The sequence below is a fragment of the Nocardia sp. NPDC003345 genome (assembly GCF_053589395.1).
This window is the reverse complement of sequence record NZ_JBSFRU010000190.1, coordinates 1-12,128: the sequence shown is the minus strand read 5'-3', so window position 1 is coordinate 12,128 and position 12,128 is coordinate 1. Positions and strand designations below refer to the sequence as shown.

General features: G+C 71.3%; 10 protein-coding genes. 3 read left to right on the top strand and 7 right to left on the bottom strand.

Features of this window, described 5'->3' with window-relative positions; all coding sequences use genetic code 11:
- Positions 1-376 (bottom strand): exodeoxyribonuclease VII large subunit (locus tag ACWDU1_RS20255; RefSeq protein ID WP_450000521.1); only part of this gene is annotated, 376 nt, incomplete at its 3' end.
- Positions 373-1,107 (bottom strand): lipid droplet-associated protein, encoded by a 735-nt coding sequence (locus tag ACWDU1_RS20250; protein WP_450000519.1) that lies wholly within the window; start codon positions 1,105-1,107, stop codon positions 373-375. The genes ACWDU1_RS20255 and ACWDU1_RS20250, both read right to left, overlap by 4 nt.
- 189 nt (positions 1,108-1,296) lie before the next feature.
- Between ACWDU1_RS20250 and ACWDU1_RS20245 the strand changes: the two genes are divergently transcribed.
- A complete protein-coding gene (locus ACWDU1_RS20245) occupies positions 1,297-2,304 on the top strand; it encodes a 4-hydroxy-3-methylbut-2-enyl diphosphate reductase (RefSeq protein WP_450000517.1) in 1,008 nt (335 codons plus the stop codon).
- A gap of 57 nt (positions 2,305-2,361) precedes the next feature.
- Here ACWDU1_RS20245 and ACWDU1_RS20240 read toward each other — a convergent pair whose 3' ends face one another.
- Entirely contained in the window at positions 2,362-3,324 is a 963-nt protein-coding gene (locus ACWDU1_RS20240; RefSeq protein WP_450000516.1) for a DUF6542 domain-containing protein, read from the bottom strand.
- Between the two features lie 283 nt (positions 3,325-3,607).
- Here ACWDU1_RS20240 and ACWDU1_RS20235 point away from each other — a divergent pair, with 283 nt between their 5' ends.
- Entirely contained in the window at positions 3,608-4,801 is a 1,194-nt protein-coding gene (locus ACWDU1_RS20235) for an exonuclease SbcCD subunit D (RefSeq protein ID WP_450000515.1), read from the top strand.
- Complete coding sequence (locus tag ACWDU1_RS20230; protein WP_450000513.1) at positions 4,798-8,031, top strand: AAA family ATPase; 3,234 nt, start codon at positions 4,798-4,800, stop codon at positions 8,029-8,031. The genes ACWDU1_RS20235 and ACWDU1_RS20230 overlap by 4 nt, the downstream gene beginning before the upstream one ends.
- Positions 8,032-8,273: 242 nt before the next feature.
- On the opposite strand, the gene ACWDU1_RS20225 is transcribed toward ACWDU1_RS20230, so the two are convergent.
- From ACWDU1_RS20225 to ACWDU1_RS20210, 4 genes are all read right to left on the bottom strand, one after another.
- Complete coding sequence (locus ACWDU1_RS20225; protein ID WP_450000523.1) at positions 8,274-8,765, bottom strand: methylated-DNA--[protein]-cysteine S-methyltransferase; 492 nt, start codon at positions 8,763-8,765, stop codon at positions 8,274-8,276.
- A gap of 50 nt (positions 8,766-8,815) precedes the next feature.
- A complete protein-coding gene (locus tag ACWDU1_RS20220; RefSeq protein ID WP_450000511.1) occupies positions 8,816-10,342 on the bottom strand; it encodes an Ada metal-binding domain-containing protein in 1,527 nt (508 codons plus the stop codon).
- A gap of 130 nt (positions 10,343-10,472) precedes the next feature.
- Positions 10,473-10,724, bottom strand: a complete 252-nt coding sequence (locus tag ACWDU1_RS20215; protein WP_450000509.1) for a YbdD/YjiX family protein — start codon at positions 10,722-10,724, stop codon at positions 10,473-10,475.
- Positions 10,721-12,128 (bottom strand): carbon starvation CstA family protein (locus ACWDU1_RS20210; protein WP_450000507.1); only part of this gene is annotated, 1,408 nt, incomplete at its 5' end. The genes ACWDU1_RS20215 and ACWDU1_RS20210, both read right to left, overlap by 4 nt.

The following is a 12,128-nucleotide window of genomic DNA, read 5'->3' as shown; positions in this document are numbered from 1 at the left end:
CCACCGGCCGGATCTCGGTGACCCGCAGCGACAGGGTGCCCCGGCCGGGGAAGAACGACAGTTTGCCGTACACGACCACCCGGCTGCCCTCCTGCAGCGGGACGGGGGCATTGCGGAGCAGGGCGGGATCGCAGGTCACCGACAGCGACATATCGGCGGCCGGATCGCGCAGTACGAGGAACGCGGTGCGGGTGCCGGGACGCAGGTTGATCTGGGTGAGCTGCCCCTCCACCCAGATGGTGCCGAGGCGGTCGATCCACTGGGCCACCTTCATCGACACCGAACGCACCGGCCACGGGTGTTCGGCGGAGTTGGCGGGCGCCGCCTGCCCGGCCCGGCCGGAACCGGTCCGGGCGGGCGCCGGATCGTCGGTCACTGGGCTCGCACGGTGGCGATCCGGTTGGTCAGCATGGTGACGTAGGCGGCGCGGTCCCGGGTGCGCTGTTCGTAATCGAGCAGGGCGACCAGATCGGCGACGGTGAGCGTGCGCAGCCGGCCACGCAGCTGGGCGAGGCTCATATTCGGGTAGTCGTAGCGCGCGCCGACCTCGGGGAGATCGGGTTCGGTCGCGGCGGGCTCCGGGTCGGCGGCCGGCTCGGACGCTACGGCCGGGGGCTCGGTATGGGGGGCCTCGTCCACCGGGGACTCGGCGGGCTCCGCGGCCGGGGCGGGATCGTCGGCGGGTTCGGGCTCCGGGTCGAAAGCGAGCGCGTCGGGCACGGAGTTGCCGTTCTGGATGGCGCGCAGGCCGGCCAGGGTCTCCTGGAGGGCGAGCTCGACCTCGAGGGGATCGGATTCGAAGCGGTCGAAGCCGGTGCTCCCGGCCGGCGCGGCGGCACCCGGCGTGCGGGCGGGTAATTCCTCGTCCTCGTCGAAGGTGGCCCATTCCGGCTGCTGTTCCGGACGGTTGACGATCCGGTCGAAAACCGAATCGCCCTTGATCGCGAGACTGGTGACGAACTGCTGGAAGTGCATACCCGTCTGCAGCAGTTGGCTCACTGCGGTAACGGGCAGCTTCACCGCCGCCGACGGTAGCCGTCGTGTCTCTTCGAGGACATAGACGGCGGCTCCGGCGGCGACGCGGGCCAGGAACGGTGGTCGAAACATGGTACTAGCCTGCCCGATATCGCCTGCTCCGCAAAAGAGGGTGGGCGGATACGGCCGTCCGTGGCGCGACATCGGGTCCGGGCGCCCGCTCGGTTGCCCACGGGCTGCGCCGGGGTCCGGCCGCACCGGACTGTGGGGAGGCCCACGCGCGTGGAGCGGGGGGACGGCGGCGCACGTATCGTGTGGGGCATGTCCTCGGCAATACCGTTGAATGTCGGAATCGCTCGTTCGGCCGGCGCGGCGACCCTCGCCCCGGAAGGCAAACGAGTGCTGCTCGCCGAACCGCGCGGTTATTGCGCAGGTGTGGACCGCGCGGTCGAAACCGTGGAGAAGGCGCTGGAGAAACACGGCGCGCCGATCTACGTGCGCAAGGAGATCGTGCACAACCGCCACGTCGTGGAGACGCTGCGGGAACGCGGTGTGATCTTCGTCGACAGCACCGACGAGGTGCCGGAGGGTGAACTCGTCGTGTTCTCGGCCCACGGGGTCTCCCCGGCAGTGCACGCGACCGCCGCCGAACGCAATCTGCGCACCATCGATGCCACCTGCCCGCTGGTGACCAAGGTCCATCAGGAGGCGAAACGCTTCGCCCGCGACGACTACGACATCCTGCTGATCGGCCACGAGGGTCACGAGGAAGTCGAGGGCACCGCCGGCGAGGCCCCTGAACACGTCCAGCTCGTGGACGGCCCGGACGCCGTCGACGGAGTGACCGTCCGGGACGAGTCCAAGGTGATCTGGCTGTCGCAGACCACGCTCAGTGTGGACGAGACGATGGAGACCGTGTCGCGCCTGCGGGAGAAGTTCCCGGCGCTGCAGGATCCGCCGAGCGACGATATCTGCTACGCCACCCAGAATCGTCAGGTGGCGGTGAAGGCGATGGCCCCGGAATGCGATCTGGTGATCGTGGTGGGTTCCCGGAACTCGTCGAACTCGGTACGTCTGGTGGAGGTCGCGCTCGGTGCCGGCGCGCGGGCGGCGTATCTGGTGGACTACGCGCGTGAGGTCGATCCCGCCTGGCTGGAGGGCGTCGGCACGGTCGGCATCACCTCCGGCGCCTCGGTGCCCGAGATCCTGGTGCGCGGGGTCCTGGACATGCTGGCCGAATACGGTTTCGGTGAGGTGCAGCCGGTGACCACCGCCAACGAGACCCTGGTCTTCGCCCTGCCCCGCGAATTGCGGGCCGCCCGGCGCTGATCGCGCCCGCCGAACGAGAACGTCCCGCCCGGTCGCCCGGGCGGGACGTTCGCGTTTTCAGCGGGGTTCGGGCCGCCGCCGTTCCGGGATCGGTTCCCGGACCCGGCCCGGCCGGGGTTGCCGCGGCGGTTCGGTGCGGCGGCCGTTGGCCCGTACCGGCTCCTCCTGGACCGGGGCGGCCGGGGTGCGGGCCGGCCGGTGCCCGCGCACCTCACGGGAGCGTGGCGCCGCGGCGGACCGGGCCGCCGGTTCGGTGGGCGGCCGTCCCCGGCCGCCGCGCCGCGGGGGCTCGTCGTGGGTGTAATCGGGTTCGGGGTGTTCGGGCCGGGTGGGGCGGGCCTTGGTCTTGGCGTTGGCCTTCGAGCGGGCGGCCAGGGTTTCCGCGCGCGACGGTTTACCCCCGCGTGCCGGTTTTCCCTCCCCTCCCACGGGCCGTTTCGGCTGACCGCGGCCGGTCCGTTTCGCCGTCTCGCGGCGGGGCCGGTTCTCCGCGCGTTTCTTCGGCTCGCCGCGTGTGCCACGCCGTTCGCTGCGGCCCCAGCTCGTCCCGCGCCGGGCCTCGGCGGACTCACGCGCCGCCTGCTCCGAGCGGTACTGCGCGATCCGGATACCGGCGATGATCAGCACCAGCACCGTCGCCAGCATCATCGGCGGGAAGCGGTGGACCAGCGGGATCGCCATGTTCAGCAGGATGTCCTTGAGCGAGGAGGTGCTGCTTCCGGTGATCTGGCGATAGGCGATCGGGACCGCGACGAACAGTAGGAGCGGCGGTAACACCATCGTGGTGAAGAGCCCGCGGAACCGTACCGCCGCGGCCGCGGCGACGCAGCCGAGGATGTAGAACGCGCTGAAGGTGCCGGTGAGGTCCGTGACGTTGCCGAGGGCATCGATCACAAAACCCACGAATGTGCAGGCCGCCGCGATGAGAACCGCGGCATAGGCCGGGACACCCGGCACCGTCGGCAATAACGAACGTTGCGGCGCGGGCACCCGGGAATTCACTCGTTGGGAAGCAGCCACGTATTGAACACTATCGTCCGGACGGGTCGACCGTGTTACGGCACGGCGGGTCCGGGGTCGCGATTGTGCGGAAACGGTGGTCGGCGGCGGTATTCATACGCGTCAAGGGTTATGGGTGGCGACTGCCACGACGGCGCAATGGAGACATTCGCTCGCCGGTGTCATGTTGTCCGTGCTGGTCGCTTCGAGACGGCCCGCCGCTTTCGGCGTGTTGCCGGTGTGGCGGACCGGGTATCGGCGTTCGCGTTGAAAGCTGTCGGTGAGTTGCCCTAAGTTCGCGGTCATGCGAATCCTGCATACGTCGGACTGGCATATCGGGCGCACCTTTCACGGCGTGGACCTGCTGGCCGATCAGGCGCGGGTCCTCGACGCGATCGCCGGGATCGTCTCGGACGAGGGTGTGGACACGGTGGTGCTACCGGGTGACGTCTACGACCGCTCCATACCGAGCGCCGACGCGATCGCCGTGTGCAACAAAGGATTCGAGGCCATCCGCGCGGCGGGCGCCCGGATCGTGGCCACTTCCGGGAACCACGACTCCCCGGCCCGGCTGGGCGCGGGCGCGAGTTTCGCGGCGGCCGGCGGGCTGTATCTGCGCACCACCGTGTCCGATTCGGCGCGGCCGGTCCTGCTGTCCGACGAACACGGCGAGGTGGCGTTCTACGGGATCCCCTACCTGGAGCCCGAGATCTGCCGGGCCGAGTTGGAGGTGCCGCAGGCCCGCTCGCATACCGAGGTACTCGCGGCGGTACTTGCCCGGATCGCCACGGACCGGCGCGACCGCCCGGATATCCGGACCGTGCTGCTCGCGCACGCCTTCGTGGTGGGTGGCGCTGCGGGCGGATCGGAGCGGTCGATCTCGGTGGGCGGGGTGGAGACGGTGCCGCTGGGCATGTTCACCGATCCGGAATTCGACTATGTCGCACTCGGGCATCTGCACTCCCCGCAGACCCTGGCCGACGCCGTGCGCTATTCGGGGTCGCCGCTGCCGTATTCGTTCGGGGAGAGTTCGCATCGTAAGAAGGTGTGGCTGGTAGACCTCGCGGCCACCGGCCCGGCCCGGATCCGGGAGCGGGAGCTGCCGCTGGTGCGCGGCCTGAGCAGGCTCACCGGCACGCTGGAGGAACTGCTGACCGATCCGCGGCACGCCGCCGCCGCGGAGCACTACGTCTCGGTGACGCTCACCGATTTCGCCCGGCCGGTGGACGCCATGCGCAAACTCCGGGAGCGGTTCCCGCACGCGGTGCATATGGAATGGGAGCGTCCGCAGGGAGATCCGGCTCTGAAGTACCGGGAGCGGGTGCGAGGGCGCGACGATACGGAGATCGCACGGACCTTCCTCACCGATGTCCGGGGCGACCCGTCGGCCTCGGAGATGGCCTGGATGGCCCGGGCGATGGCCGCGGCGGTCCGGGAAACCGACACCGTCGGGCCGGGTGGTCCGGAACAGCCGGCCGATACGGAACTCACCGCATGAGGTTGCACCGGCTGGAGCTGACGGCGTTCGGCCCGTTCGCCGATACCGCCGCGGTCGATTTCGACGCCCTGGGCGCCGACGGGCTGTTCCTCTTGCACGGGCAGACCGGCGCCGGGAAGACCACCGTGCTCGATGCCATCGCCTTCGCCCTGTACGGGCGGGTGCCGGGGGCGCGCGGCGACAAGCGACTGCATTCCGATCATGCCCCCGCCCAGACGCGCCCGGAGGTGATGCTGGAGGCGACGCTGGGCGACCGGCGGGTGCGCCTGACGCGCCACCCCGAATTCGAGCGTCCCAAACTCCGCGGCACCGGAAGCCGGGTGGAGAACGCCAAGGCGACGCTGGAATGGCTGGACGGACGCGGCACCAATTTGTCCCGGATCAATGAGATCGGCGACGAGGTGCTGCGGCTGCTCGGGATGAGCGCGGATCAGTTCTTCCAGGTGGTGCTGCTGCCGCAGGGCGATTTCGCGAAGTTCCTGCGGGCCGAGAACGAGGACCGGGAGCGGTTGCTCGAGAAGTTGTTCGATACCGGCCGGTTCGGTACCGCCGAGCAGTGGCTGACCGCCCAGCGCAAGAACTCGGGCGAGCAGATCGGCACCCAGCAGCGCAATGTGGAGGATCTGATCACCCGGGTCGCGGTGACGGCCGGGATCGACCGCACCGAACGGATCGATATTCTCGACGCCGTCGAGTGGTCGCAGGATCTGCTGGGGACTTCCCGGCGCGATCTGGAACTCGCGCTCGGGGAACTGGAATTGCGGCGGGCCGAATCGGCCGAGGCCGACGAACAGGCGGAGAACGAACGCCGGTCCACCGAGCGGCGGCAGCGGTTCGAGCTGGCCCGCCGTCAGCTCGACGACTACGCCGGCGGTTCCGCCGGGCGCGATGCCGACCGCACCGAACTGGACCGGGCCCGCCGCGCGGAGCCGGTCGCGGCGGCGCTGGGTGAAGCGGACGGCGCCGTCCGGTCGGCACGCGGCCGGGATGCCGACGCGGCGGCGGCCGCCGCTCGTCTCGCCGAGCTCGCCGGCGAACCGGGCAGCGCCGATATCGCGGGCATCCACCTGGTGCAGCCCGATGACGGGGCAGGGCCGGGCCGCCCGCACGCCGCCGGCGCCACCGAACCCGGCCCGCCGTTCGATCCGGCCGAGCCCGAGACACTGTTCGACGGTGACGATTCCGCCGAGTCCGACGAGGATCTCGCACTGGATACCGCGATCCGGGGCTGGAGCGCCCTGCTCGGCAAACTGGGTGAGATCCACACCGACGCGGGGAACGCGCGGCAACTGCGCGCCGAACTGACCGGACTGGACGCCACCGCGGACGAACTGCGCGAGCGGACGGCCGAACTCACCGGCAGACGGGACCGGATGCCCGAGATCCTGGCCGCGGCACGGGTGCGGGCCCGGGAAGCCGACGACGCGGCCGCGGCGCTACCCGGACTGCGCGCGGAGTCCGCCCGGTTACAGGCCGCGGCGCAGGCGGCGGTCGACCTGGCCGGAGCGCGCGGCGGTCTGGACCGCGCCCGGGTGGAGCTGGATTCGGCTCGTGCGCGGCATCTGGAGGCCAGAGAACGCGTCCTGGATCTGCGGGAGCGCCGGCTGGCCGGGATGGCGGCGGAACTGGCCGGGACCCTCGTCGACGGGCAGGCCTGCGCGGTCTGCGGCTCGGACGACCATCCGCGCCCCGCCCGGCCGGCCGGCAGCGCGGTCTCGCGCGCGGACGAGGCGGCGGCGGTGACCGCGGAACGAGCGGCGGAATCGGCGCGGGAAAGCGCCCAGGACGCCGTGGGGCGGATCGAGAAGGAGATCGAGGCGCTGCTGGCCCGGGGCGGCGACACCGACCGGGTCGAACTCGCCGCCGCGTTGCGCGCGGCCACCGAACGTTTCGCCGACGCCGAGGAACTGGCCGCCACCGCCGGATCGTGTGCCGCCGAACTCGCCCGGCTGCGCACCGACGAGACGGCCCTGCACGACGCGCTGCGCGCCGCCGAGACCCGGGCCGGCGCGGTGGCCGCACAGGCCGGGGCCGTACGCGCGCGGCTCGCCGAAATCGAGCAGAAGCTGCGCACCGCCGCCGGCCTGGACGAAACCCTCGGGCGCCGTCGTGAGCGCCTGCACCGCCTGATCACCGCCGCCACCGACCGGCGTGACGCGCTCACCGCCGCGCGCGCCGCCTGGGGGCGGGTCGCCACCTGCGCCGCCCGGGTCGAACGGCTGGCGGTGACAGCGGGTCTCGTACCGCCCACCAGTTCCGCGGGCGATATCACCCTGCGCACGGCCGACGGCGCGGATACTCCGGACGCGTCGGAGTGGCGGGCCGAGCGAGAAGGCCTGGTTCCGGAGGAACTGCTCGCCGTCCTGCGGTTGTACGCCCCGCTGATCGCGGCCGCGACCCGCCCCCGCGAACGTCAGGAGGAGCTCGGCGCGGCCCTCACCGCCGCCGACGAACTGCGCGCGGCCGCGCAGTCGGTCCTGGACGAACCGGAGGTCCGGGCGGCGGCCGCGGCCGAACCCCGCGATCCGGAAGGTCTCGCGGAGGCCGTGCACAAGGCCCGCACCGCGCTGGACGAGGCGGTCGCCGTGCATTCGGCCGCCGTGCACCGGGTCACCCAGCTGGAGACCCTGTGCGGCCAGTTGTGGGCGGCGGTCGATCTCATCGCCCCGGCGCAGCGCGCGCATCAGGAACTGGCCGATCTGGCCGAGGTGGTGGCGGGGCGGGGTGAGAACAATCGCCGGATGTCACTGCGGTCGTATGTACTGGCGGCCCGGCTGGAGGAGGTCGCGGTGGCGGGGTCGGAGCGGCTGCGCCGGATGTCGGGCGGCCGCTACGAGTTCGTGCACACCGACCGCGCCGGAACCCACGGCCGCCGCGGCGGGCTCGGCCTGGATATCCGCGACGACTACACCGGCGCCGTCCGTCCCGCACGCACACTGTCCGGCGGCGAGACGTTCATGGCCTCGCTGTCGCTGGCACTCGGCCTGGCCGATACCGTCGCCGCCGAGGCCGGTGGCATCATCCTGGACACGCTGTTCATCGACGAGGGGTTCGGCACCCTGGACGCGGAAACGCTCGACGCGGTGATGGGAGTACTGGACGAATTACGCGACGGCGGCCGGGTGGTCGGCGTGGTCAGCCATGTGGACGAGATGCGCCAGCGCATTCCGAGCCGCCTGCACGTCGTCCGGGGTCGCAACGGCTCGCATCTGCACGCCACCATCGCCTGAACCCGGTCGCCGGCAGCGAGAACGCCGCCGGTCGGAAGTGACCGGCGGCGTTCCGTCGAGAAAGGTGCCGACGCCCCACAAGCGCCTCTCGGCGAGTGGTCGCTCGTAGCGACTGAAGGGTGAGGCCCGGGGCTGTCCGGACGCCGGCAGTCCGATTCAACGACGTCACCGCGTCCGCTATTCCGGCGCGATCGTGTGACCCGCGTGACGTTCGCCGCGCGGCGGGGTGGGCCCGGCTCCCGCTACCCCTCGAGGTCCAGCAGCCGGCGTTTGATATCCAGCCCATACCGGAAGCCGCCGAGGCTGCCATCGGTACGCAGGACCCGGTGACAGGGGACGAAGAGCGCCGCGGCATTGCGCGCGCAGGCGTTGGCGGCGGCCCGGGTGGCCGCCGGACGACCGCTGCGGGCGGCGAAATCCGTATAGGAGATCGGGTGCCCGGCGGGTATCGCGCGTAGTACCTCCCAGGCGTGGTTCAGGAACTCGCCCGACCGCTGGCGTACCGCGATGCCGTCGATGGCGGTGAGGTCGCCGCCGTGGTAGGCGGTGACGGCCTCGGTCACCGCGCCGAGTTCGGCGCGGTCGCGCAGCAGGGCGGGCCGCAGACTCGGATGGATCAGGGTGCGCAGGTCCTCCGGCGTAGCCGTCCAACCGGATGCCAGCACCGCGCCGTCGGCCGCTACGATGGCGGTGAACGGGCCCAGCGGGGTCCGCACGGTGGCGGTATCGGCGATGCGGGTGGATGTGTCGCCGGTGATCGGGCGGGTCGTGGTGGGCGCGGACATCATTCGGTACTCGCTTTCGGTTCGGAGGTGGCGGCTCGCCCGGTATCCGGTGCGCGCCCGGTGCGGGTGCGCAGTTCGGTGCGCCACAGTTGCATGGACAGATAGGACCGCCACGGTGACCAGCGGGCCGTATCGGAGAGGTCGAGTCCGTAGCGCTGCGCGCCCCGGCGCACGACGAGGTCGGTGCCGAGCAGGATGTCGGGATCGGCCAGCAGCCGCATGGTGACGTAGTCGGCGGTCCACGGCCCCACGCCGTCCAGCGACAGCAGATCGCGCCGTAGTTCGGCGGCGGTGCGGCCCTGATGCAGGACGAGGTCGCCGGAGGCCAGTGCCGCCGCGGCCGCCGCGATCGACCGGATGCGCTGGGCGGGCCCGGTGAGGACTTCCGCGGCGCGTTCGGCGATCTGCGCCGGTTCCGGGAACAGCCGCGGCACCGCGCCGTCCACCGCTTCGCCGAGTGCGCTCACCAGGCGGGCGGTATGGGTGTTCGCGGCCGCTATCGAGATCTGCTGCCCGATCATGGTGCGCAGCAGCAGTTCCGGGCCGTCGAGGCAGCCGGGCACCCGGATACCGGGCACGAACGGGGGTGTATCGGAGGGTGCCCCCAGTGGCGCCGGCAGCAGTGCCTCGTCGACCGCGACCGGGTCGGCGTCGAGGTCGAGCAGATGCCGGACCCGGGCCACCGTGGGTGCGAGATCGCGCATATCGCGCAGGGTCAATTCCGCGCGGACGTACCCGGGGAGCACGCACAGATCGATTCCGGCGTATCCGTGCGGGGTGCGAACGGTCCGCAGATAGTGACCCTCGCCGCCGGGGTCCGGCCGCCACAGCTCCAGGCCCGGTGCCACATGGGCGGACAGGAACCAGTCCAGCCAGGCCTTGTCGAGCGGGGCGCGGTAGGGCAGGCGCAGGGTCAGGGTGCCGTTGGCGGCCGCTCCGGCGTCGCGGCCGGCCCGCTGCGCCTCGGTGCGCATGGTGCTGGGGCTCACCGCGAACACCTCGCGCACGGTGTCGTTGAACTGCCGGATACTGGCGAAACCGGCGGCGAAGGCGATATCCGACATCGACATGGTCGTGGTCTGGATGAGCAGCCGGGCGGTATGGGCCCGATGCGCGCGGGCCAGCGCGAGCGGGCCGGCGCCCAGTTCGCTGGTGAGTACGCGGGTGAGCTGGCGTTGCGAATAACCCAGCGCCGACGCCAGCGCGGGCACACCGCCGCGTTCGACCACGCCGTCGCCGATGAGACGCATGGCGCGGGCGGCGAGATCGGCCCGGGTGTTCCACAGCGGCGAACCGGGGGACGCGTCGGGTAGGCAGCGGCGGCAGGCCCGGTAGCCCGCCTGCTGCGCGGCGGCGGCGGTCGGCAGGAACGAAACGTTCACGCGTTTGGGCGTGATGGCGGGGCACGAGGGGCGGCAGTAGATCCCGGTGGTGCGGACCGCGGTGTAGAACTGCCCGTCGAAACGGGAGTCGCGGGCCGCCACCGCGCGGTAGCAGCGCTCGAAGTCCAGGGCCGTGATGCTCACCCGTCCCACGATGTCAGCTCCGACAGCCCGAGGCTAGCGGAAAACAGACATTGGCGCCGGAGTGTCGGCGGCGGAAACCCGCCGGTCCCGATACCGGCCGAGGCCGGCACCGGGACCACGGAACCACTGCTCAGCAGCAGCGAGCGCCCGGATTCCGCTCGGCGTCGGCATACCGCTCCCGCCAATATTCGCGTTCACCGGCGACCGGCTCGCCCGGATGTACCCGCCGCATATGCGCCACGTACCGCCGATAGTCCTGGCCGCCGAGAACCGAGTCCACGTACCAGACCACCGCCCGCGCGCCCCGGAGCGCCGCCGCCGCGATCCGCCGCACTCCGGAAGCTCCGGGGGCGGCGGGTCGCCGGGCGGCGGGCCGGGTCAACTACGGACCTCCGCGTGGGCCGAGCCCGGGATCTCCGCTTTGCCCTCGGCCACCAGTTCGTCCCATTCGGCCTGGACCTTCTTCTCCTCCGAGGTCGCCAGGAAACCGCTGGGCGCGAAGATCTTCGACGGCTCCTCGGGCGATTCGGTGGTCGAGGTGTCGCTGGACTTCCACACCCGGTAGCAGACCCACGCCGCCGCCAGCACCACGATCAGCACCAGCACCGCGAAGACGATCGACAGCACGCCCTGGATGAAGGTGTTGCGGATGACCGCGTCCACGTTCTCCGGTGTCTTCGCGGTCAGGCACAGCTCGCCGGCGTCCCGGGCGGCCCGGCAGATGCTGTTCTGCTTCCAGTAGCCCACCTTGGGGTCGGCGGAGAAGATCTTCTGCCAGGACGCGGTCATGGTGACGATCAGGTCCCAGGCCAGGGCGACCCCCGGGATCCAGGCCCATTTCGTGAGGCCCTTCTTCACCAGGATCGTGAGCACCACCGTCAGCGCGATCGCGGCCAGCAGCTGGTTGGCGATACCGAACAGCGGGAACAGCGCGTTGATACCGCCGAGCGGGTCGGTGACACCCATCAGCAGGATCGAACCCCACGCCGCGACCACGACGGCCGAGCACAGCCAGGCGCCCACCCGCCACGACGGATCGGAGAACTTGCGGGCCGGTCCGCGCAGGTTGCCGAGCGAATCGGAGAGCATGAACCGCGCCACGCGGGTGCCCGCGTCGATGGTGGTGAGGATGAACAGCGCCTCGAACATGATCGCGAAGTGGTACCAGAACGACTTCATGCCCGCGCCGCCCAGGAAGCCCGAGAACACTTCCGAGATACCGATGGCCAGCGTCGGCGCGCCGCCGGTGCGGGAGATGACCGATTCCTCACCCACATCCGTCGCCGCCTGCGCCAATGCGTCGCCGGTGGTCGGCGGGCCGGACAGACCCAGGCCGTTCGTGTACGCCGCCGCGGTCTCCGCGGTGCCGCCGGTCGCGCCGGCCGGGGCGTTCATGGCGAAGTACAGGTGCTGGTCGATGATCGACGCCGTGATGATCGCCATCACCGCCACGAACGACTCCATCAGCATGCCGCCGTAGCCGATCATCTTGGCGTGCGATTCCTTCTCCAGCAGCTTGGGCGTCGTCCCCGACGACACCAGCGCGTGGAATCCGGACAGCGCACCGCAGGCGATGGTGATGAACAGGAACGGGAACAGGCTGCCGGCGAAGGCCGGGCCGGTGCCCGAGGTCGCGAATTCCGAGATCGCCGGGGCCTTCAGGACCGGCAGCGTGACCAGGATGCCGACCGCCAGCAAACCGATGGTGCCGATCTTCATGAAGGTCGACAGATAGTCGCGCGGGGCCAGCAGTAGCCACACCGGCAGTACCGACGCCACGAAGCCG

What these genes read in the sequence shown, in the direction of transcription:
- ACWDU1_RS20230 (WP_450000513.1), top strand. Translation starts at nt 4,798, where the DNA reads ATGAGGTTGCACCGGCTGGAGCTGACGGCGTTCGGCCCGTTCGCCGAT.
- ACWDU1_RS20245 (WP_450000517.1), top strand. Translation starts at nt 1,297, where the DNA reads ATGTCCTCGGCAATACCGTTGAATGTCGGAATCGCTCGTTCGGCCGGC.
- ACWDU1_RS20235 (WP_450000515.1), top strand. Translation starts at nt 3,608, where the DNA reads ATGCGAATCCTGCATACGTCGGACTGGCATATCGGGCGCACCTTTCAC.
- ACWDU1_RS20250 (WP_450000519.1), bottom strand. Translation starts at nt 1,107, where the DNA reads ATGTTTCGACCACCGTTCCTGGCCCGCGTCGCCGCCGGAGCCGCCGTC.